The organism is Micrococcus sp. 140720015-1, assembly GCF_053627595.1.
The window spans coordinates 66,272-88,049 of sequence record NZ_JBSEYC010000001.1 but is presented as its reverse complement, the minus strand read 5'-3'; the positions used below and the strand labels follow the sequence as shown (position 1 = coordinate 88,049).

The following is a 21,778-nucleotide window of genomic DNA, read 5'->3' as shown; positions in this document are numbered from 1 at the left end:
CCTCGTGCGTCCCCAGGCCCACACTCATCCGTCTCGGGATGCCGAGCGACGGGGCACGCTCGCCGCATGCCCCGTCGTCCCGCCCCGCTGCCGGCATCGATCGGCCCCGCCGCCTTCACGGTCGACGACGCGCGCCGGGCGGGTGTGACGTGGTCCCGACTGCAGTCCTCAGACCTGCGGCGGCTGCGCCACGGCATCTACGGGCCGGCCGGCCCTGCGGCGGTCTCCGTGCGTGAGTGGACGCTGGATGAGGTCCGTGCGTATCAGCGGCGCCATCCCGACGTCGTCGTCAGCCATGAGACCGCCGCCCGCCTGCACGGCCTGACCGTGCCCGCACGGCTGTTGGCCCCCGGTGCGGTGCACGTCAGCGTCGGCACCTCGGGCGGCCGGCCGGTCCAGGCGGGTCTGGTGCCCCACCGCATCGAGGTGCCGGAGGGACAGCGGATGACGCGGGGCGGCGTGCTCGTGACGACGCCGGCCCGCACGCTGTGGGACCTGTGCGCGGCACGGTCGGCGCTCACGGAGCGGGACGTCGTCGTCGCCGGTGACGCGCTGCTCTGCCCACCGTGGCTGCCCGGCGGCGGACGCGGGGCTCCCGCCTACACCCCGGAGGAGCTCGTCCGATCGCTGACCGAACGGGGACGTTTCCGGGGGCGCGGCCTGGCCCGGGCAGCGCTGGCGAGGATGCGCGTGGGGGCGGATTCGCCGCGCGAGACACGTCTGCGGCTGGCGCTCGTCGATGCCGGGCTGCCGGAGCCCGAGGTGCAGTGCCGGCTGGACCCGTCAGACCGCCGCGCTCCGACGGTCGACCTCGGGTATCGGCCGTGGCGCCTCGCGTTGCAATACGAGGGCGAGCACCACCGCACCGCCGAGCAGCAGGCCCGGGACGTGCTGCGCGACCGCTGGTGCACCGACCACGACTGGCTCTCGATCAAGGTCATGTGGTCCGACGCCCGGGACGACTACGCGGACGTCGTCGCGCGGGTGCGGCGCCGGGCGGCCGAGTTCGGTGGGTGACCCGGTGAGATCCACGGCCCCCCCCGTTTCGGGGCGGGAAATCCAGGTCATAACGCTCTGGTCCACGCCCATGGGGTCGATTTCCCGCCTCGAAAGGACGGGCGCGGTGGGAGTCGGCCCGTGAACACCCGTCCTCCCCCACGTAGCGTGGCCCCATGACCACGTCCGCCCCCACCCTGAGCTCGCATTTCGCCGATACCTTCCCCGAGCTCGCCCTGCCCTGGCAGGCCCAGGCCACGGACGGCCCGCGGCTCGTCCTGCTCAACGCCTGCCTCGCGGCGGAGCTCGGCCTCGACGCCGAGTGGCTCGCCAACGACGACGGCGTCCGCTTCCTCACCGGCGAGCAGCCCGGCCCGGACGCACGGCCGGTCGCGCAGGCGTACGCGGGCCACCAGTTCGGCCACTACTCCCCCCGCCTGGGTGACGGGCGCGCCCTCCTCCTCGGCGAGCTCACGTCCCCGGACGGTCGGCTCCACGACCTGCATCTCAAGGGCTCCGGTCGCACGCCCTTCGCGCGCGGCAACGCCGACGGGCAGGCCGTGCTCGGCCCCATGCTCCGCGAGTACGTGGTCTCCGAGGCGATGCACGCCCTCGGCGTGCCGACCACGCGGGCGCTGGCCGTCGTCGCCACAGGCCATCCGGTCCGCCGCGAGACCGTGTTGCCGGGCGCGGTGCTGGCCCGGGCGGCCGCCTCGCACCTGCGCGTCGGCACGGCCCAGTACGCCGCGGCCCTCCCCGAGCGGGTGGACCCCACGGACGTGCTGCGCCGAATCGTCGACGAGGCCATCGCCCGCCACCACCCGCACGCCTCCGACGCCGAGCACCCCGCGCTCGCGCTCTACGAGGCGGTGATCGCCGCGCAGGCCGAGCTCGTCTCCCGCTGGATGCTCGTCGGCTTCGTGCACGGTGTGATGAACACGGACAACATGACCCTGTCCGGCGAGACCATCGACTACGGCCCCTGCGCGTTCATCGACGCCTTCGACCCGGCTGCGAGCTTCTCCTCGATCGACGCCCAGGGCCGGTACGCGTACGGGAATCAGGGGCCCATCGCGGCGTGGAACCTCGCCCGGTTCGGCGAGGCCCTCGTGCCCGTGCTCCACGACGACCCCGACCGCGCCGTCGCGCTCGCCCAGGAGGCGCTGGGCAGGTTCCACGGCGCCCATCTCGCGGCGTGGCGGGGCGGACTGCGGGACAAGCTCGGCCTCCCGGCGTCGGTGGCGCAGGACGACGTCGCCGCGCTCACCGACCGCCTGTTCCCGTGGCTGGCCGCGGCGCGGGCCGACTGGACCTCGTTCTGGGTGCGGCTGGCCGAGCACACGGCGGCGCCCGTGGACGACGACGCGGCGCGCGCCGAGGCGGCACGACTCGTCCCCGGCGCCCCGGACCCCGCGGGGCTCGCCGCCTGGCTCGCGGACTGGCGGGCGATGGGTCCCGATCCGGCCCGGATGCGCGCCGTGAACCCCGTGTACATCCCGCGGAACCACCTGCTCGACGAGGCCCTGACGGCCGCGGGGGGCGGGGACCTCACCCCGGTCCACCGGCTGCTCGAGGCCGTCACGGATCCCTTCACCCCGCGCCCCGGGTTCGAGCGGTACGCGGAGCCGGGTCCGGCGGACGGGACCCCGTTCGTCACCTACTGCGGCACCTGACCGCTTTCGTTGACGAAACGGACGCCCTCCAGGCCGCTTTCGTTGACGAAACGGGCGCCCTCACCCCCGCGCCAGCGACTTGACCGGCACGGCCGGGTCCGTGAGCGCGACGGGGTCCACCACGATCCCCCGGTCGATGATGCGCCGGGCGGCCTTGACGGTCATGGGGTCGTCGATCGACGCCGCCCCGCGCAGGGTCCCGTCCGCGGCCAGGGCGAAGCTCGCCACCACGACCCCGCGCACCTCGCGGTCCACGATCCGCCCACCGGCCGGCACCGTCATGTCCCCCACGGCCTCCACGTGGGCGTCGTACCGGCCGGACCAGAACCACGGGGCGCCCGGGGCGTCCGCCTGCTCCCCCAGGATCGCCGCTGCGGCGGCCGCACCGGAACGCAGGGCCGGTTCCCAGTGCCGCGACGGTGCCCACGCAGACTCCCGGGCGCGCGCGGCGTCGCCCACGGCCAGGATCCCGGGCACGGCAGTGCGGCCCATCGCGTCCGTGAGCACGCCGTCGGCCACCTCCAACCCGGCGTCCTCGGCGAGGGCGGTGTCCGGCACGGTGCCTCCGGCCAGCACCACGACGTCGGCGTCCACGGTCCGCCCGTCGTGGAGGTGGAGCCGGTGAGCGGCCGGCAGCACGGCGCCGCCGTCGGCGTCCCGGTGCTCGATCCAGGCCGCCCGCCCGACCTCGACCGCGACCCCGTGCTCGGCGTGCATCCGGTGCAGGCGGGCGGCCAGCGCCGGCCCGACCGCTGCGCCAGCCGGGGCGTCCGTCCCGGTCACGAGCGTCACCGCGGCGAGCGAGCGGCGGGCCGCGGCCGCGACCTCGGCGCCCGTGAAGCCGCCGCCCACGACCGCCACCTCGGTCCCGAACGTCAGGCGGTCGCGCAGGGCCTCGGCGTCGGCGCGGGTGCGCAGGGTGATCAGGTCCGGGTGGTCGGCGCCGGCGACGTCGAGGGCCCGGGGTCGCCCGCCCGTGGCGAGCACGACCGCGCCCGCCTCCAGGACCCGCCCGGAGGCCGTCTCCACCCGGTGGGGCGCGGGGCCGCCGTCGGGGTGGACACCGCCCGGCACCACCCGGACCGCCTCGTCCTCCAGCAACTCCACCCCGTGCTCGGCGAACCACGCCGGCGGAGCGAGCAGCAGGCGGTGCGCGTCCGCGTCGCCGGTCAGGAACTCCTTGCTCAGGGGCGGCCGGTCATAGGGCACGCCCTGCGGGTCCACGAGGGCGATCCCGCCCGCGAAACCGCGGCGCCGCAGCTCGCGGACCACAGCGAAGCCCGCGACGCCGCCGCCCACCACGACGACCGAGCCGGGCACGCCTGCCGGGGCCTCGACGTCGTGGCTCATGCGCCGGCGACGAGGTAGAGCTGGCCCTCGCGCTCCTCGACGCGGTGCACGCCGACGCCTTTGGTGGCGGGCAGGCAGAGCGCCTCGCCGGTGCGCAGGCAGAACTGCGCGGCATGCAGCGGGCACTCCACCCGGTCGTCCTCGAGCCAGCCCTCGGCCAGCGAGGCGTCCTCGTGGGTGCACGTGTCGTCGATCGCGTGGAACTCGCCCGCGTCCGTGTGGAACACCGCGACGTCGTCCCTCGTCCCCGCCGTCGCCGCCGGGACGACGATCGCCTCGCCCTCCGGGATGTCCGCCGCCGCGCCGATGTGGATCGACTCCGCCATGGTCTGCCTCCTCTGGTTCCCGGGCCGGACGGCCCGTGGTGGTCTCCCGTCACCGTATCCCCCGGCGCGGACCCGGCACCCCTCCGCTGTGCTCCGCCCCGGTGTGGAATCGCCTCCGCCTGTGAATGGATGAACCGGACATCACGGGGGCGTGAAATCACCCGACAGGCCTGAGAAAAAGGTCCCCGGGAATGGTCGATCACGCTACGATCACGACGGCCCTCCGGCCCTCATCCCGCCCGCACCACGCCACCGACCCGGGGATGCGGCACGGCCCGCGCCTGTCGTTCCTCGGGCACTCCACCTTCCGAAGGCATCCGCATGAAGATTCTCCCGCCGCGCTCCGCCGCGTCCCCCCGCCCGCTCGCGCCCGCCGTCGCGGTCGCCGCGCTCTCCGTCCTCGTCGGCGGCCTGCTCCCGCAGCAGCCGTCGACGACCACGGAGGGCGCCCCCGACGCACTTCCGCGCGACGACGCCGCCCGCGCCACGACCGCCGGGACGGCCGCGACCCCCGCGGCGGCCGCCCCCGTCGAGGGCGCCGGCGTCGCGACCGTCCCGCAGGAGGGCGAGAACCTCGTCCCGGCCGAGGCGGCCCCGGCCGGCGTCGTGCTCGGCGAGCCCGTGGTGGACCGCCCGTTCACGGTGGCCGCTGCCGTGTGGGACGCCGCGGCGGACGACGCCGTCGAGCGCGTGGAGATCCGCGTGCGTCAGGACGGGGCCTGGGGCCCGTGGCAGGTCCTGGATCGGCCCGTCCTGCCCGAGGACGCCGCCCCCGCGCGCACCGGCACGGACCCGTTCGTCGCGTTCGGCGCGGACGGCGCCCAGCTGCGCGTGACCACCGTCGACGGCGCGGCCCCGGCCGGCCTCGAGCTGTCCCTCATCGACCCGGGCACGGCCGCCACGGACGAGACCGTCGCGAGCGCGCAGCCGGCGGTGACCGCCGAGCAGGCCGCGGAGACGGCCGGTCTGCCCCGGGGCGTGAAGTCGAGCGCCGTCGTCGGGGGCGAGGAGCCCGCCGAGGGCCACACCGTGGCCACGGCCTCGGACGCGCGCGCGAAGATCCTCCCGGACGTGATCACCCGCGCGCAGTGGGGCGCGGACGAGTCCTGGGCGGAGGACTCCCCGCAGTTCGACCAGGTGCGCGCGCTGACCATCCACCACACGGCCGGCACGAACGACTACACGCGCGCTCAGGCCGTGGAGCAGATGCGCGGCATCTACGCGTACTACACGAAGACCCTCGGCTGGGGCGACTTCCCGTACCACCTGATCACGGACCGCTTCGGGAACATCTACGAGGGCCGCCGTGGCGCCCTGGACTCGAACCCGCTGGGCACGCACGCGGGCGGGTTCAATCGGGGCACGATGGGCGTCTCCACGATGGGCAACTACGACGTGGTCGCCCCGTCCGAGGAGGTCGTGGACGCGATGGCCCGCGCCACCGCCTACTACCTGTACCGCGACGGCATCGACGCGCGCGGCCGGGTCACCCTGACCTCGGGCGGCAGCACGAAGTACGCCGCGGGCACGCCCGTCACCGTGGACACGATCTTCCCGCACCGGGCCACGTCCGCGACCGCGTGCCCGGGGCAGCACCTGATGGCCCGCTTCGACGGCCTCCGGGACCGCGCCGAGGCCATCGCGACGGCGGCCGGCCAGCCGCCGGCACCGGCCACCCCGGCTCCGACGCCGGCCCCGACGACCGCGCCGTCGACCGCCGGCACGTACACGGTGCAGCCGAACGACGGCTGGTGGACCATCGCCCGCCGCACCGGGGTGCCCGCGGCCACCCTCCAGGAGCTCAACGGCATGACCGAGTCGACCGTGCTCCACCCGGGCATGGTGCTGCGCACCGTCGCCGACCCGACCGCCCCGGAGCCCACCCCCATCACCACCGGCACGTACACGGTGCAGCCGAACGACGGCTGGTGGGTCATCGCCCGACGGACCGGCGTCAGCGCCGCGGAGCTCCAGCGGCTCAACGGCATGACGGCGTCGACCGTCCTGCACCCGGGGATGGTGCTCATCACGGCCGCCACGGCGCCGGCCGCCACGCCCGCGCCCGCCCCGGCCCCCGCCCCGGGCACGTACACGGTCCGCGAGGGCGACGGCTGGTGGATCATCGCCCACCGCACCGGCGTGACGATGGAGACCCTCCAGCGCCTCAACGGCATGACCGCGACCACCGTGCTGCACCCGGGGATGGTGCTGCGGACCGGCCAGACCGCCTCCGCCCCGACACCCTCGCCCGCCACGTACGTGGTCCAGGCGAACGACGGCTGGTGGCTCATCTCCCAGCGCACGGGCGTGTCCATGGAGCGCCTGCAGCGCCTCAACGGCATGACGGTCTCGACCATGCTCCACCCGGGCATGGTGCTGCGCACCGCCTGAGCACCCCGCCGGGACGACGTCGGCCCGCACCTGCGCGTGAAGGTGCGGGCCGACGTCGTCGGTTGAGTTGTCACCGGTCGTAGGCCGCCGCACCCGGGATAAGTCAACCGACGTTCCTCCCCAGGACAAGTCGACGAGGGCGCGCGCCGCCTCAGTCCTGTGGGGCCGGTGACTGCGGCGCGGCGACTCAGTCCTCGAGCTTCTCGAACCGCACGCCGGGGTGCGCCGCCTCCAGCTCCTCCCACGTGATGCCGTGCAGCTCGCGGACCTTCACGACGCCGGAGGCGTCCAGCAGGAAGACGCCCCGATCCGCGTAGATGCGGGAGACGCAGCCGACGCCGGTCAGGGGGAACGTGCACGCGGCCAGCAACTTCGGATCGCCCTTCTTGGTGAAGAGGTCCATCATCACGTAGGTGTCCTTGGCGCCGATCGCCAGGTCCATCGCGCCCCCGACGGCGGGGATCGCCCCGGGCTTGCCCGTGGACCAGTTGGCGAGGTCGCCGGTCGCGGAGACCTGGTAGGCGCCCAGGACGCACACGTCCAGGTGGCCGCCGCGCATCATGGCGAACGAGTCGGCGTGGTGGAAGTACGCGGCCCCGGGCAGCTCGGTGACGGGGATCTTGCCGGCGTTGATGAGGTCCTCGTCGATCTGTTCGCCCTCGGCCTGCGGGCCGAAGCCCAGCATGCCGTTCTCGGTGTGCAGGGTGACGTTCTTCTCCGCCTCCAGGTAGTTGGACACCGTGGTGGGCTGGCCGATGCCCAGGTTCACGAAGGAGCCGGGGGCGATGTCCGCCGCGATCGTCCGGGCGAGCTCGTCCTGGGTCAGCGGGGTGTCGGTCTGGGTGAAGCTCATGGCGCTCCTCACTTCCCCTCGGCGGCCTGCCCGGCCGCGGTGATGGTGGCCGCGCACGGCTTGGGCCGGCCGGCGGCCAGGGCCTCGCGCTCCGCGCGCTCCTTCTCCCCGGACGCCGTGGCGATCCGCACCACGGTGTCCGTGTAGATGCCGGGCGTGATCACGTGCTCTGGGTCGATGGGCTCCTCGCGGATCTCGTCCACCTGCACGATCGTGTGCTCGGCCGCGGCGGCCATGACGGGACCGAAGTTGCGGGCCGTCTTGCGGTAGACGAGGTTGCCGAAGCGGTCCGCCGCGTACGCCTTGATCAGGGCGACGTCGCCGCGGATCGGGGACTCGAGCACATAGTGTCTCCCGTCGATCTCGCGGACCTCCTTGCCCTCGGCCAGCGCGGTGCCGTAGCCGGTGGGCGTGAAGAACCCGCCGATGCCGGCCCCGCCGGCACGCAGCCGCTCGGCCAGGTTGCCCTGGGGCACGAGCTCCAGCTCGATCTCACCGGCGCGGTAGGCCTCGTCGAAGTGCCACGAGTCGGACTGGCGGGGGAACGAACAGATGATCTTGGCCACGCGACGCTCCTTGATCAGCAGCGCCAGGCCCGCGTCCGCCTGGCCCGCGTTGTTGTTGACCACCGTGAGGCCGGTGGCCCCGGACTCGAGCAGCGCGTCGATCAGCTCCATCGGCTGCCCGGCGTCGCCGAACCCGCCGATCAGCACGGTGGCGCCGTCGGTGATGCGGGAGACGGCCTGCGCGGCCGTGTTCACGAACTCCAGCATGAGGACTCCTTCTGGGGAGGGGGTCGGGTGGGTGCTCGGCCGGACGCGTCAGCGCGCGGCCACGTTCTCGAGGACGACGGCGATGCCCTGGCCCACGCCGATGCACAGCGCGGCCACGCCCCACCGCTCACCGGAGGCCTCGAGGCGGCGGGCCAGCGTGCCGAGCACGCGGGTGCCGGAAGCCCCGAGGGGGTGGCCGATCGCGATCGCGCCGCCCCAGGCGTTCACGATCTCCGGGTCCACGCCCCAGGCGTCGGTGCAGGCCAGGGACTGGGCGGCGAAGGCCTCATTGAGCTCGACGGCGGCCACGTCCTTCCAGCCGATCCCGGCGCGGGACAGGGCCCGGTTCGCCGCCTCCACCGGCGCGTAGCCGAAGAAGTCGGGCTCGTTGGCGGCGGTGGCGCGGCCGGCGATGCGGGCCAGGGGCTCCAGGCCAAGCACGTCCGCGCCCGTCGCCGAGCCCAGGAGGGCAGCCGAGGCGCCGTCGTTCATGGGCGAGGCGTTGCCCGCGGTGACGGTGCCGTTCTCCCGGCGGAACACGGTGCGCAGGCCGGCGAGGGTCTCGGGGGTGGAGTCCGGGCGGACGGTCTCGTCCCGCTCCAGGTCGGCGCCGGGCACGGCGGCCACGAGCGAGTCGTACCGCCCCTCGTCCCACGCCCGCGCGGTGAGGCGGTGCGAGCGCGCGGCGAACTCGTCCTGGCGCTCGCGGGAGATGCCGAAGCGCTCGCGCAGCTGTTCCGTGGCCTCGCCGAGCGAGACGGTCCACTCCGGCGGCATCGCATCGTTGATCAGGCGCCAGCCGAGCGTGGTGTTCGCCGCCGCCAGGTCGTGCAGGGGGAACGGGCGGGTGGTCTTGGGCAGCACCCACGGGGCACGGGACATGGACTCGACGCCGCCCACGAGCACGACGTCCGCCTCCCCCACCTCGATCTGACGGGAGGCCATGATCGCCGCGTCCAGGGAGGATCCGCAGAGCCGGTTGACGGTGGTGGCGGGGACGGTGACGGGCAGGCCGGCCAGCAGCGCGGCCATGCGGCCCACGTTGCGGTTCTCCTCCCCGGCCCCGTTCGCGTTGCCGAACACCACCTCGTCGATCCGGTCCGGGCGGGCGCGGTCCGTGCCGGCCTCGATCGGGGCGCCGCGCAGCTCGTCCGCCACGTCCTGCGCGCTCTCGCGGCGCAGCCCCGCCAGACCGGGCGCACGGTCCACGAGGGTCCGGAGCACGTGGGCGGCGAGGTCGTCCGGCCGGGAGCCGGCGAGCGCGCCGCCGATCTTGCCGAAGGGGGTGCGGACGGCGTCGTACACATAGGCGTCCGTGACGGTCATGGCGGGGTCTCCTCTGCTGTGCGCTCGCGATCTCTCTCGCCGGTGACGCTAGCTCCGCCCCGGACGCCGGACCAGAAGAGTTCGTTCAGCGCACACTTGTGCGCACAGCGAACGGTAGGCTCGCCGCATGCTCCCCGCTCCCCCCGCCGACGGCCCCGGCCCGTCCCGCCCAGAGGCCCCCGTGCGCGCCCTGGCCACCGGCCTGGCCGTGCTGCGGTCCTTCACCCCGGGCCGTCCGGCGCTGACCGTCTCCTCCGCCGCAGAAGCCGCCGGCATCACGCGCGCCACGGCGCGCCGTGTCCTGCACACGCTCGTCCACGAGGGCTTCGCGGTGCAGGAGGGCCGCGAGTTCCGGCTCACTCCGCGGGTGCTCGAGCTCGGCCACGGCTACTGGACGGGCACGTCGCTGGCGGAGCTGCTGCGGCCGGTGCTGGCCCGTGCCTCCCAGGCCCTCGAGCAGTCCTGCTCCGCCGCGGTGCTGGACGGGCCCTTCCTGCTCTACATCGCCCGCGTGCACACCGAGCGGATCATCCGGGTGAACCTCGACGTCGGCACGCGGCTGCCGGCGTTCCTCACCTCCATGGGCCGGGTCCTGCTCGCCGACCTGCCGCCGGCCGCCGCGCGTCGTCTGCTCCAGGGCACGCCGCGGACCCCGCGGACGCCGGAGACCGTGACGGACGTGGCCGCGCTGCTCGCCGAGCTGGCGCGGGTGCGGGAACAGGACCACGCCGTGGTCACGGCCGAACTGGACCCCCATCTCAGCTCCGTGGCCGTGCCGGTGCGCGGGCCGGACGGCGCCGTGGTGGCCGCGATCAACACGGCACTGCCCCACCGCTCCCCCGGTGTGGCCGGACCGAGCGCGGCCGAGCAGACGCGGGCCGCCGTCGACGCCGCCCTGCCGGTGCTGCGCGAGGCCGCGCGGGACGCCGAGGACGCCCTCGTGGCGCTGCGCCACTGAGCGGCCGTCACAGTCCCGGCCTCTCCGCCCCCGGGCGCCCCCGGACCCCGCCCGCGGCCTACCCTGGAGGAGCCCGACCCGGGCCGCGACCGAGTCACGAGGAGATGAGACGAGCGCATGACCCGCCTGCCCGGTCTGCGTCCCCCGCGGTTCCTGGACCCATGGCGTCGCCCGCTGGCCCCCCGTCTGCCCTGGCACGTGGTCCTCGCAGCCTCGATCGCGGGGGCACTGACCATCGCCACCCTCAGCCTCGGCGAGGACCTGGCCTCCGCGCCGCTGCTGGTGGGCGCCTTCGGCTCGTCCTGCGTGCTCGTGTTCCTCGTGCCGCACGGCCCGCACTCCCACCCCGCCAACGTGCTCGTGGGGCACGTGGTCTCGGCCGCATGCGGGATCGCCGTGGTCTCCGTGCTGCCCCTGGCCTGGTACTCGCTCGCGGCTGGCATGGGCCTGGCCATGGCCGTCATGGCCGGGCTCCGTGTCATCCACGCCCCCGCGGGCGCCACCGCGCTGACGGTCATGCTGAGCAACGCGGACTGGCACTACCTGGTCACCCCGGTGCTCGCCGGAGCGCTGGTCCTCACCGCGTGCGCGCTGCTGTACCGCCGCCTGATGTGGCGGGTGATCGGGCCGCCGGAGTGAGCCTCCAGGCTCAGAGCGGCCGGCCGGCCGCCAGGTCCTCGTCCACCTCCGCGAACACCTGCTGGGCCAGCTTGAAGGCGATGTTCGCGGCCGGGACCGAGGCGTAGATCGCGGTCTGCAGCAGGATCTCCCGGATCTCCTCCCGGCTCAGCCCGTTGCGCAGGGCGGCGCGCAGGTGCATGGCGCACTCGTCCCAGTAGCCGCCCGAGACCATCGCCGTGATGGTCACCGCCGAGCGCATCCGCCGGTCCAGGCCGGGCCGCGTCCAGATGGTGCCCCAGGCGTACCGGGAGATGAGGTTCTGGAAGTCCTCCGTGGTCTCGTCCTTCTTCGCCTCCGCGCGGTCCACGTGGGCGTCCCCGAGCACCTCCCGGCGCACGGACATCCCGGCGTCGAGGACCTCCTGCGCCGTGCGGTGCATCTGGTGCCCGATCGGGGCCTGGCCGCCGCTCACCGCACCCGCCAGGAACGCGCGCAGGGCCTCGGCCGTGGCCTCCGGCTGCTCGAGGGGGGCCTGGTGTGCGGCGTCGTCGAACGCGACCACCGTGGTGCCGCGGACCGCCGCGGCGATCTCCTCGCCGGCCGCCGGCGGCGTGACCGTGTCGTGGGCGCCGTGCACGGTGAGCACGGGGACGGTGATCGTGGCGAGGCGTTCGCGCACGTCGAAGTCGCCGAGCGCCTCGCACAGCCGGGCGTAGGAGTGCCGGTCGGCCTCCTGCAGCGTGCGCAGCAGGGCCGTGGCGCGCTCCGGATGGCGCTCGATGAACCCCGGGGCGAACCAGCGCTCGGCCGAACCGGCCACCATGGTCGGCGTGCCGGCCCGCTCGACCAGCTCGGCACGCTCCCGCCAGGCCTGCGGCTCGCCGATCCTGGCGGCCGAGCAGATGACGGCCACCCCGGCGATCTCGTCGGCGTGGTCGAGGGCCAGCTGCAGCGCCACACAGCCATTGAGCGAGACACCGGCGAAGAACACCGGCACCTCCGCCGGGATCGAGCCCTCATCCCGCAGGCGGGCCACGGCGGCGACGACGGCGTCCGCCAGCTCGGCGATCGTGCACGGCTCGGCCTGGGGGGCGGAGGCGCCGTGGCCGGGCAGGTCGTAGCCGACGACGAAGGTGTCCTCGCCCATGCGCTCTGCGGCGAGGGACCACAGCGCGTGCGCGCCGGTGCCGAGGCCGGCGCCCACCACGAGGACACGGGCGGGCGACGGCGCGGCATGCAGGAGGGTGGTGGTGACGGTGGGCTGGACCATGCGACATCCTTCCGGTCGGGGTCGGGCTCCCCGCGGCGGGCGGGGCTCTGCTGATCGATCCTGGCAGGGCGGCCCGCCCGACGCAGGGGGGTGACGTCTCGCGGCTCAGTCGGCCGCGAGGTCGGCGTGGGCGGCCACAATGCGGTCCACCAGCGCGGCCGCCTCGCCGGTGTAGCCGGCCGGATCGCACAGCTCCGCGAGGCGGTCGTCTCCGACGGACGCGGGCACGGCGGCGCGCAGCAGGGCGCCGAACTCACCGCGGCCGGCCAGGGCGTCGTCGACGACGGCGTGAATCGCGTCCCGGCCCGCGCCGGGCTGCCCCGCGGCCGCGTCGATCACGGGGGCGAGCTCGGCCACGAGCCGCTCGGAGACCAGCGCCGGCCCCGTGCGGCCGAGGTTCTGCCGCATCCGGTCCTCGTCCACGCGCAGACCCGCGGTGAGCTCACGGGTGAGCGCGGCGGCCCCGCCGGCCAGCCGGAGCAGCTGCCGCAGCGCAGGCCACTCCGCGTGCCACGCGCCGGACGGGCGGTCGTCATCGGCGGCGCCGGCGGCCGTGTGGACCTGCGCGAGCACGCCGGGCGCGGACAGGGCCGCCGAGCGGACCAGCACGGACAGCACCGGGTTCTGCTTGTGCGGCATCGCCGAGGAGCCACCCCGCCCGGGGGCAGTGGGCTCGCCCAGCTCGCCGATCTCGATGCGCGCCGCGATCAGCACGTCGTTGGCGATCCGGCCACACGCGGCGACGACGTCCGCGAGCGCGGCGGCCACGCCCGTGACGGCCATCCGGTTGGTGTTCCACGGGGCGGGCGGAGCGCTCAGACCCAGCTCCGCGGCCAGGTCCTCGACGAGGTCGAAGGCGGTGACCTCGTCGGCGAGCCCACCGGCGCGGCGGGCCCGCTCGACGTGACCGGAGAGCGAGGCCAGCGTGCCGGCTGCCCCACCCCACTGGATCGGCAGGTCCGTCGTGGCGCGCTCGAGGCGCCGGGTGGCCTGCGCGAGGCCGTCGAGCCAGGTGGCGGCGCGCAGCCCGAAGGTCGAGGGCAGGGAGTGCTGCGTGAGCGACCGGGCGACCATGGGCGTCGTCCGGTGCGTCAGTGCGAGCCGGGACAGGGCGCCGACGGCGGCCCTCAGGTCCGCCGTCAGGTCGCGCGCGGCGCGGGCCACCATCAGCATCAGGGCCGTGTCCACCACGTCCTGGCTGGTGGCCCCGCGATGCACGGTGGCGGCGGCCCCGGCCGGCAGTCGTGTGCGCAGCGCCCGCAGCGTGGGGATCAGCGGGTTGCCGCCGCCCTGTGCGGCGCGGGCGATCTCCGCCTGGTCGTACTCCGCCGGGTCGCAGGCGGATCGGACCTGCTCGGCCTCGGCGGCGGAGGCGAGCCCGCGCCGGGCGAGGACGTCCACCCACGCCGCCTCGACCTCCAGCAGGTGGCCGAGGACGGCGCGGTCCGACGTCGTCTCCGCCACCGTGCCGGCCGCCCAGACGGGGCTGAGCAGACCGACGTCGGCGGTGGGAGCCAGGGGGTCGACGGCCGCCATCAGCCGTGCCTCGGGTACTCGATGCCGGGGAACTGGAGGAAGACCGTCTCCTTGTCCGCGTGCTCGCCGCGGCCCTGGATCCAGACGTCGAACTTCAGGGAGCCGTCATCGAGACGCTCGGCCACGAGGGTGCGGCGCCGCCCCTCGGGCAGGGAGGACAGCAGGGGGTCCTGCTCGAAGGCCTCGGCGTCCTCGGGCAGGTAGACGCGCGTGTGGAGCTTGTTCAGCAGGCCCCGGGCGAACAGCACGAGGTGGATGAAGCGCGCCGTGCCCTCGCCGGTCGCCCCGGGTTCGACGGTGGAGAACGTGTACGTGCCGGCGTTGTCCACGGTGGCCCGGCCCCAGCCGGTGAACGTGAAGCCGTCGCGCAGGAGGGAGCCCTCCTCCTGGGCGATGACGCCCTCGGCATCCGGCTGCCAGATCTCCAGCATCGCGTCCGGGACGGGGTCACCGTTGCCGTCGTAGACCGTGCCGGTCAGGCGCAGCGCGTCCGCGCGGCCGGGCGGGACGAGGTTCTGGCCGTCGCGGAAGGGCAGGTGCACCTGCTCATAGCCGTCCGCGTACCCGAAGAACGGGCCGATGGTCTGGCCCGGCGTCGGGATGAGCGTGCCGTCCGGGGCGCGTTCGGTGTTCTCGTCGATCCGCATCAGTGATCGCCCTCCTCGTCTTCCATCCACGTGCGCTGGCTGCCGGTCAACACGATGTCCCACCAGTAGCCGGTGTTCCACTCGTGGCTGGTCACGGAGTGGTCGTAGGTGGCCACGAGGCGGTCGCGTGCCTTCTGGTCCGTGATGCCCTGGTAGATCGGGTCCAGCGGGAACAGCGGGTCGCCCGGGAAGTACATCTGGGTGATCATCCGTTGCGTGAAGTCGGTGCCGAAGAGGGAGAAGTGCACGTGGGCGGGGCGCCACGCGTTGTGGTGGTTCTTCCACGGGTAGGGCGCCGGCTTGATGGTGGTGAATTCATAGCGGCCCTCGGCGTCGGTGAGGGTGCGGCCCACGCCCGTGAAGTTGGGGTCCAGGGGGGCCGGGTGCTGGTCGCGCTTGTGCACGTAGCGGCCGGCCGCGTTGGCCTGCCAGATCTCCACGAGCTGGTGACGGACCGGCCGGCCGGCGCCGTCCAGCACGCGGCCGCGGATCTTGATGCGCTCGCCGATCGGCTCGCCGTTCTGGCCGACGGTCAGGTCCGCCTCGAGCGGGTGCACGTCGCGGTGGCCGAAGGCCGGGGACCACAGCTCCACGGTCTCGGGGTCGGCGTGCACGAGCGACTTGGTGGGGTGGCGGAACACAGACGAGCGATAGGGCGGGAAGTCGAGCCGCGGCTGGGTCTCGCCCTGGGCCTGCGCGTGGACGGCCGCGATCTCTTCACTGATCTGCTCCTGCGAGTCGCGGGTGGCGGCTGGGTCGAGCACGTGGGCGCTGTCGAACGTGTCGTCGTCCTTGGCCTGGGCGGCGATGCTCACGTCGGCTCCTTTCTCTGCGGGGTCGGGGATCGGTCGGGCTCAGGCGGAGGGCCAGCCGGTGTACTGCTCGGCGAGGAACTGCCGTCCGTAACGGGACTGGACCACGTTGCGGAGCTCACCGCGCACGCGCCTGTCCTCGAACTCCGAGGCGTCCGGGCGGGCGTGGAGCATGGTGGTCATCCAGTAGGAGAAGTTCTGCGCCTTCCACACGCGGGCCAGCGCCGTCTCCGAGTAGGCGTCGAGCAGGTCGCGCGAGCCCGTGGCGGCCCACGACTCGAGCGCCTCGGCCAGAACGCGCACGTCCGCGAAGGCGAGGTTCAGGCCCTTCGCGCCGGTGGGCGGGACGGTGTGTCCGGCGTCGCCGGCGAGGAAGACGTTGCGGTGACGCAGCGGTGTGCGCACATAGGAGCGGAAGCCGAGCACCGTCTTGTCGATGATGGGGCCCGTCTTGAGGGTGAAGCCGTCCGGGCCGGCCACGATGCTCTGCAGCCGGTCCCAGATCCGGTCGTCGGACCAGTCCTCCACCCGGGTCGAGGGGTCGCACTGGAAGTACATGCGCTGCACGGTCTCTGAGCGCTGCGAGATCAGGCCGAAGCCGTGCTCGGAGCGGGCGTAGATCAGCTCGGGCGAGGACTTGGGCGCCTCGGTGAGGATGCCGAACCAGGCGAAGGGGTACGCGTTGAAGTGGTCCTCGCCCTCGGTGTCGCGCTGGAGGGCCTTGCGCACGGTGGAACGCGAGCCGTCCGCGCCCACGAGGATGTCGCAGCGCAGCTCCTCGACCGGTCCCTCCTCGCCACCGGCCACGGAGCGGAACCGGACGCCGGGGGTGTCCGAGTCGACGTCGAGCACCTCGAGCACCTCGGTCTCGAAGCGGACGTCGCCGCCGTCGCGCCGGCGCGCCGCGGCCAGGTCGACGAAGACCTCGTTCTGCGCGTACAGGGTGACCGTGGCGCCCACGAGCTCCGGGAAGTCCAGGGCATGCGACTCGCCGTCGAAACGCAGGATGATGCCGCGGTGCTCGTCGCCCACCGTCCTCACCCGGCCGTCGACGCCCGTGTCCGTCAGCATCTCCACGCTGGGCTGCTCGAGGATGCCCGCGCGGTGGGTGTGCGCGATGGTCTCGGGGTCACGGGACTCGAGGACGACGTTGTCGATCCCCTGCCGCGCGAGCAGGTGGGAGAGCATCAGACCGGCGGGCCCACCGCCGACGATGCCGACGCGGGTGCGGGTCACGGGGGGCTGGGTCATGGCGTCCTTTCCGGGGGCGTCACCGGTCGGGCCGGGCGGGTCGGGCCGCGCGGCCGGATCCGGCGGCGGAGGTCTCGACCATCCTGTGGCGCAGGACACGGGCCGTGCCCGGCCATTCTCACTCAGTGAGAATGGCTGCCGAGTCCGCGGGCGATCCCGCGGGCCGCCGTCATCAGCAGGGGCGGCACCCCCGGGGTGTACGGCGCCTCGCGCGGGACGACGACCCCGAGCGCGGCCACCGCCACGCCGTCGGCCCCGCGGACCGGCACCGCGACCCCCCGGGTCTCCTCGTCCAGCGCGCCGTCCACGGCCGCGTGGCCCTCCCGGCGCACGTCCGCCAGGAGCGCTCGCAACCGCGGCTCGCTGGGCGTGGACACCCGCGCCCGCACGCCCGCGGGCACCGCACCCCCCGACTCGAGGGGATGGTGATCCACGACGGCGCCGAGCCGGTCCCGGTGCCGGGCGATGAACCGCTCGGCCGTCTCGACCGGGGCGTGCGCGAGCAGCACGAGCCCCAGGGCCGTGGTGAACGGCGGCAGCCGCCCCGCGACGTCCGCCTGGTTCACCACGGCCCCCTGGGAGGAGAGCCGGGCGAGCACGAGGACGCCGTCGTCGTCGAGGACCGCGAGCTGTGTGTGCTGCCGCAGCACCGACTGCACGTCCACGAGGAACGGCATGGCCGTCCGGGCCAGGGACATGCTCGGCGCGCTGCGGGAGGCCATCTCCCACAGCCGCAGGCCGGGCCGGACCACGCCGTCCTCGTCCTTCTGCAGCAGCTCGGCGCGCACCAGCCGGTCCACCCACCGGTAGGCGGTGGCCAGGGGCAGGTCGGCGCGCCGGGCCAGGGCCGCCACGGTCAACGCCGGATGCTCCGCGTCGAACGCGGAGAGGACCCGGATCAGCCGGTCCAGCGTGCCGCTCACGCCGGCCCGCTCACGTCAGGAAGTCGCGCGCGACCTCGAGGAAGCGGTCGTTGGCCTCCTTCTCGCCGATGCTCACGCGCACGCCCTCGCCCGCGAACGCCCGGACGGACAGGGCCCGGGCCTGGGCGGCCTCGGCGAACGCCTGCGCGCGCTCGCCGAGCGGCAGCCACACGAAGTTGGCCTGCGAGGAGGGCAGGTCCCAGCCGGCCTCGGCCAGGGCGGCGGCGACGCGCTCGCGCTCGTCAACGACGACCTGCACGCGATCGAGGACCTCGTCCAGGTGCTCGAGCGAGGCGATCGCGGCCTCCTCGGCCACCGTGGACACCGCGAACGGGGTGGCCACGGTGCGCAGGGCCTTCGTGATCTCCGGCTGCGAGACCGAGTAGCCCACGCGCAGGTTGGCCAGGCCGTGCGCCTTCGAGAAGGTGCGCAGCACGACGACGTTCGCGTGCTTGCGGTACATCTCCAGGCCCTTGACCGCGTCCTCGTCGCGGACGAACTCCACGTACGCCTCGTCGATGACCACGAGGATGTGCGCGGGCACGCGCGCCAGGAAGTCCTCGACCTCGGCGGTCGTGAGCACGGGGCCGGTCGGGTTGTTGGGGGTGCAGAGCAGGATCACGCGGGTCCGCTCCGTGATCGCCTCCAGCATGGCCGGCAGGTCGTGGCGGTGGTCCGCCGTGAGCGGCACCTGCACGTCCACGGCACCGGCGGTGCGGACCACGATCGGGTAGGCCTCGAAGGAGCGCCACGCGAAGATCACCTCGTCGCCCTCCCCGGCCTCGCCGTGGCCGGCGAAGGCGGTGATGACCTGGGCCAGGGCGCCGAGGGAGCCGGCGCCGGTCACGACGTCGTCCGCCGGGACGTCCAGGTGCGCGGCCAGGGCCTGGCGCAGGCCGGTGGAGAGGGTGTCCGGGTAGCGGCAGAGGGTGCTGGGCGCGCCCTCCGGGCCGGTCACGACCTGACGCACCCGGTCGATCACGCCGGACACGGGCGCGTAGGGGTTCTCGTTCGAGGAGAGCTTGTAGGGGTGCAGGCCCGGGACGGCGACCGGCGGCTTGCCGGCGGCGTACGGCGGCAGCATGCCGACCTTCTTGTGGGGGGCGACCACGGCGGGCGTCTGCGGTGCGTCATCAGTCATGGCCACCAGGGTAATGCGGGCCGCGGACGCTGTGATCCGCCCCACGGGCCCCGGCGTTCAGGCTGCGCCGAAGGCGACGGCGACGGCCCGGGCCGCCTCACCGAGCCGACCTCCGAGGCGCGCCGGGTCCTCCGGCCGCGTCGCGTAGACCACGGCGAGGGCGGCGGGCAGCTGGCCCGGGACCCGCAGCGGCACCGCGACCGAGGAGACGCCGGTGATGACCTCGTCGGAGCTGACGGCCCAGCCGCGCTCCCGCACGTCGTCGAGCTCGGGTCGCTCGGGCGGGGCCTCGCCGGGCAGCTGCGCCCACTCCTGTCCGGTCAGGGTGGCGGCGATCGCCATCCCCGGCGCCCCGACCCCGAGGGGGTGCCGGGTCCCCGGCCGCTGCGTGACGAGGTTGCCGCTGGGCGGCTCGGCCGTGGCCAGGGTGAGGCAGTGCACGCCGTCCCACACCACCAGGAACGCGGTCATGCCCAGGTCGGTGGAGACGGCGGTCAGGTGCGGCATGGCCGCCGCGCGCAGATCCTGCTCCACCCGGCAGGCGAGGACGGCCAGGCCGGGGGCGGCATGCACGCGGCCCAGGTCGTCGCGGCGCAGCAGGCCGTGGGCCTCGAAGGTGCGCAGCATGCGGTAGGCCACCGAGCGATGGACGCCCAGGCCGTCGGCGAGGTCGGCGATGGTGGGCGGCTCGGGCGCCTCCACGACGGTCTCGAGCAGGGTGAGCGCGCGGGAGAGCGTCTGGGAGGGCGCGCCCTCCCGGACCGGGCCGCCGTCGTGGTCTGCCATCCGCGCTCCTCGCCTCACGTGCCGGACGTGACGCGCCCGGGGCGTGGTCGACCCGCGCACCGGTTGTGAACCCGGTCACGTCCGCGTACAGTCTGGCACACATGTGTTCCCAGGGGGAACACCGTGTTCTCTGAGAGAACACACCGTCGGGTGGCACGCGCGCCGCGCAGCGACATCCCCCGCAGCGAAAGGACCCCCATGCTCTTCCATCACCACGGCTATGTCTCCACGAACCCGCGCGTCCAGGTGGCGGCCGGCATCGGCCTGGACCGCCCCGCCGAGCTGCCGGACGAGATGGACGTGCTGATCGTCGGCTCGGGCCCGGCCGGCATGATCGCCGCCGCCCAGCTCGCGATGTTCCCGGACGTCCACACCCGCATCATCGAGCGCCGCCCCCACCGCCTCGAGATCGGCCAGGCGGACGGCATCCAGGCCCGCTCCGTGGAGACCTTCCAGGCCTTCGGCTTCGCGAGCGAGATCATCGACGAGGCCTTCGACCTGACCTCCATGGCGTTCTGGAACCCGGCCGAGGACGACGCGGACACGATCGTGCGCACCTCGCTGGCCGAGGACGACCCGGAGGGCGTCTCCGAGTTCCCGCACCTGATCGTGAACCAGGCCCGCATCCTGGACTGGTTCGCCGAGTACATGAAGAACTCCCCCACCCGCGCGCGGCCGGACTACGGCTGGGCGTTCGAGACCCTCGAGGACACGAACGACGGCGAGCACCCCGTGCTCGTGACCCTGCGCCGCACCGTGGACGCCGAGGGCAACGCCCTCGAGGACCCCGCCTCGGGACCGACCCGCCAGGTGCGCGCCAAGTACGTGGTGGGCGCGGACGGCGCGGGCTCTCGCGTCCGCAAGGCGATCGGCCACACCCTGACCGGCGACGCCGCGAACCACGCGTGGGGCGTCATGGACGCGCTGGCCGACACGGACTTCCCGGACATCCGCACCAAGTGCGCGATCCACTCGTCCAGCGGCTCGATCCTCCTGATCCCCCGCGAAGGCGGCCACCTGTTCCGCATGTACGTGGACCTCGGCGAGGTCCCGGCGGACGACAACCACAAGGTGCGCCAGACCCCGCTCGAGGAGATCATCCGCCGGGCCCAGCAGATCCTGCGCCCCTACACGCTGGACGTGAAGGAGGTCGCCTGGCATTCGGTGTACGAGGTGGGCCACCGCCTCACCTCGGGCTTCGACAACCGCGAGCGCGTGGCCCACCCCAACGTGTTCCTGCTCGGCGACGCCTGCCACACCCACTCCGCGAAGGCCGGCCAGGGCATGAACGTGTCCATGCAGGACGGCTGGAACCTCGGCTGGAAGCTGGGCCAGGTGCTCTCCGGGATGGCCCCGGCCGAGCTCGTGCCGACCTACTCGGAGGAGCGCAAGGAGATCGCCAAGAACCTGATCGACTTCGACAAGGAGTGGTCGACGCTCATGGCGAAGCCCACCTCCGAGCTGGGCGACCCGAACGAGGTGGCCGAGTTCTACACGAAGACCGCCGAGTTCCCGGCCGGCTTCATGACGCAGTACCGGCCCTCCCTCCTCACCACGGACGCCGCCGGCCAGGCGCTGGCGCAGGGCTACCCCATCGGCAAGCGCTTCAAGTCGGCGCTGGTGGAGCGCTCGTGCGACACCAACGTCAAGCACCTGGGCCACCTGCACCGCGCGGACGGCCGCTGGCGCGTCTACGTGTTCGCCGACGCCGCCTCCCCGCGCGCCGAGGATTCGAAGGTCGCGGCGTGGGCGAAGGCGATCGAGGAGGATCCGCGGTCCTTCCGCAACCGCCACACCCCGTCGGACGGGCCGGAGGACGCCCGCTTCGACATCAAGGTCGTGTACCAGCAGAAGCAGACCGAGTTCGCCCACCCGGACGTGCCGTCGGTCTTCCGGCCGACCACCGGCTCGCTCGGCCTGCACGACCTGAACAACATCTTCGCCACGTGTCAGCCCACGCACGGCGAGGACATCTTCGAGGCCCGCGGCATCAGCCGTGACGGCGCCGTCGTCGTGGTCCGCCCGGACCAGTACGTCTCCGGCGTCTTCGGCCTGGACGAGGTCGATCGCCTGAACGCGTTCTTCGCGGGCGTGCTGCTCGACGCGAACTGAGCAGGCGGCGTCGGGCGCCCCGCCGCCGGTGCG

Annotated in this window: 19 protein-coding genes; 6 read left to right on the top strand and 13 right to left on the bottom strand. The window is 74.2% G+C overall.

All coding sequences use genetic code 11. The annotated features are described in order from the left end of the window. Window positions 1–66: 66 nt before the first annotated feature. Both ACUXPL_RS00410 and ACUXPL_RS00405 read left to right on the top strand, forming a co-directional pair. Window positions 67–1,017, top strand: a complete 951-nt coding sequence (locus ACUXPL_RS00410; protein WP_180536195.1) for a hypothetical protein — start codon at window positions 67–69, stop codon at window positions 1,015–1,017. Window positions 1,018–1,172: 155 nt separating this feature from the next. Then, entirely contained in the window at window positions 1,173–2,669 is a 1,497-nt protein-coding gene (locus ACUXPL_RS00405; RefSeq protein ID WP_454181139.1) for a protein adenylyltransferase SelO, read from the top strand. A 60-nt stretch (window positions 2,670–2,729) separates the two neighbouring features. Here ACUXPL_RS00405 and ACUXPL_RS00400 read toward each other — a convergent pair whose 3' ends face one another. Both ACUXPL_RS00400 and ACUXPL_RS00395 read right to left on the bottom strand, forming a co-directional pair. Continuing rightward, window positions 2,730–4,019 (bottom strand): NAD(P)/FAD-dependent oxidoreductase, encoded by a 1,290-nt coding sequence (locus ACUXPL_RS00400; protein WP_454181136.1) that lies wholly within the window; start codon window positions 4,017–4,019, stop codon window positions 2,730–2,732. Continuing rightward, on the bottom strand, window positions 4,016–4,345 hold the full coding sequence (locus ACUXPL_RS00395) for a bifunctional 3-phenylpropionate/cinnamic acid dioxygenase ferredoxin subunit (RefSeq protein ID WP_180536198.1): 330 nt from the start codon (window positions 4,343–4,345) through the stop codon (window positions 4,016–4,018). The genes ACUXPL_RS00400 and ACUXPL_RS00395 overlap by 4 nt, the downstream gene beginning before the upstream one ends. A 321-nt stretch (window positions 4,346–4,666) precedes the next feature. Here ACUXPL_RS00395 and ACUXPL_RS00390 point away from each other — a divergent pair, with 321 nt between their 5' ends. After that, complete coding sequence (locus ACUXPL_RS00390; protein ID WP_454181134.1) at window positions 4,667–6,736, top strand: LysM peptidoglycan-binding domain-containing protein; 2,070 nt, start codon at window positions 4,667–4,669, stop codon at window positions 6,734–6,736. Between the two features lie 187 nt (window positions 6,737–6,923). On the opposite strand, the gene ACUXPL_RS00385 is transcribed toward ACUXPL_RS00390, so the two are convergent. The 3 genes from ACUXPL_RS00385 to ACUXPL_RS00375 are packed head-to-tail and all read right to left on the bottom strand — an operon-like array spanning window position 6,924 to window position 9,688. Continuing rightward, window positions 6,924–7,589, bottom strand: a complete 666-nt coding sequence (locus tag ACUXPL_RS00385) for a 3-oxoacid CoA-transferase subunit B (protein ID WP_454181132.1) — start codon at window positions 7,587–7,589, stop codon at window positions 6,924–6,926. A gap of 8 nt (window positions 7,590–7,597) precedes the next feature. Then, window positions 7,598–8,362 (bottom strand): 3-oxoacid CoA-transferase subunit A, encoded by a 765-nt coding sequence (locus ACUXPL_RS00380; RefSeq protein WP_454181131.1) that lies wholly within the window; start codon window positions 8,360–8,362, stop codon window positions 7,598–7,600. 48 nt (window positions 8,363–8,410) lie between these two features. After that, window positions 8,411–9,688 carry a thiolase family protein gene (locus tag ACUXPL_RS00375; RefSeq protein WP_454181129.1) on the bottom strand — a complete coding sequence of 426 codons (1,278 nt, stop codon included), beginning with the start codon at window positions 9,686–9,688 and terminating at the stop codon, window positions 8,411–8,413. Between the two features lie 127 nt (window positions 9,689–9,815). Here ACUXPL_RS00375 and ACUXPL_RS00370 point away from each other — a divergent pair, with 127 nt between their 5' ends. After that, complete coding sequence (locus ACUXPL_RS00370) at window positions 9,816–10,646, top strand: IclR family transcriptional regulator domain-containing protein (RefSeq protein WP_454181127.1); 831 nt, start codon at window positions 9,816–9,818, stop codon at window positions 10,644–10,646. A 117-nt stretch (window positions 10,647–10,763) separates the two neighbouring features. Next, window positions 10,764–11,285 carry an HPP family protein gene (locus ACUXPL_RS00365; protein WP_180536204.1) on the top strand — a complete coding sequence of 174 codons (522 nt, stop codon included), beginning with the start codon at window positions 10,764–10,766 and terminating at the stop codon, window positions 11,283–11,285. A 10-nt stretch (window positions 11,286–11,295) separates the two neighbouring features. Here the strand turns inward: ACUXPL_RS00365 and pcaDC are convergent, their stop codons facing one another. From pcaDC to ACUXPL_RS00325, 8 genes are all read right to left on the bottom strand, one after another. Next, window positions 11,296–12,537 (bottom strand): bifunctional 3-oxoadipate enol-lactonase/4-carboxymuconolactone decarboxylase PcaDC, encoded by a 1,242-nt coding sequence (gene pcaDC, locus ACUXPL_RS00360; protein WP_454181124.1) that lies wholly within the window; start codon window positions 12,535–12,537, stop codon window positions 11,296–11,298. Between the two features lie 105 nt (window positions 12,538–12,642). Continuing rightward, a complete protein-coding gene (locus ACUXPL_RS00355; protein ID WP_454181122.1) occupies window positions 12,643–14,073 on the bottom strand; it encodes a lyase family protein in 1,431 nt (476 codons plus the stop codon). Beyond that, window positions 14,073–14,720, bottom strand: a complete 648-nt coding sequence (gene pcaG / locus ACUXPL_RS00350) for a protocatechuate 3,4-dioxygenase subunit alpha (RefSeq protein ID WP_454181120.1) — start codon at window positions 14,718–14,720, stop codon at window positions 14,073–14,075. The genes ACUXPL_RS00355 and pcaG overlap by 1 nt, the downstream gene beginning before the upstream one ends. After that, a complete protein-coding gene (gene pcaH / locus ACUXPL_RS00345; protein WP_454181896.1) occupies window positions 14,720–15,529 on the bottom strand; it encodes a protocatechuate 3,4-dioxygenase subunit beta in 810 nt (269 codons plus the stop codon). Before pcaH ends, pcaG begins: the two co-directional genes overlap by 1 nt. A gap of 45 nt (window positions 15,530–15,574) precedes the next feature. Continuing rightward, complete coding sequence (locus ACUXPL_RS00340) at window positions 15,575–16,783, bottom strand: 4-hydroxybenzoate 3-monooxygenase (protein ID WP_454181118.1); 1,209 nt, start codon at window positions 16,781–16,783, stop codon at window positions 15,575–15,577. 122 nt (window positions 16,784–16,905) lie between these two features. After that, window positions 16,906–17,706, bottom strand: coding sequence for an IclR family transcriptional regulator (locus tag ACUXPL_RS00335; protein WP_454181116.1), 801 nt, complete (start codon window positions 17,704–17,706; stop codon window positions 16,906–16,908). A 10-nt stretch (window positions 17,707–17,716) separates the two neighbouring features. Further along, the gene (locus tag ACUXPL_RS00330; protein WP_454181114.1) at window positions 17,717–18,847 is read right to left on the bottom strand and encodes a histidinol-phosphate transaminase; all 1,131 of its coding nucleotides are present in this window, start codon (window positions 18,845–18,847) and stop codon (window positions 17,717–17,719) included. 57 nt (window positions 18,848–18,904) lie between these two features. Next, window positions 18,905–19,633 carry an IclR family transcriptional regulator gene (locus ACUXPL_RS00325; RefSeq protein WP_454181112.1) on the bottom strand — a complete coding sequence of 243 codons (729 nt, stop codon included), beginning with the start codon at window positions 19,631–19,633 and terminating at the stop codon, window positions 18,905–18,907. A 198-nt stretch (window positions 19,634–19,831) separates the two neighbouring features. Between ACUXPL_RS00325 and ACUXPL_RS00320 the strand changes: the two genes are divergently transcribed. Further along, window positions 19,832–21,745 (top strand): FAD-binding monooxygenase, encoded by a 1,914-nt coding sequence (locus ACUXPL_RS00320; protein ID WP_454181110.1) that lies wholly within the window; start codon window positions 19,832–19,834, stop codon window positions 21,743–21,745. Window positions 21,746–21,778: the final 33 nt, after the last annotated feature.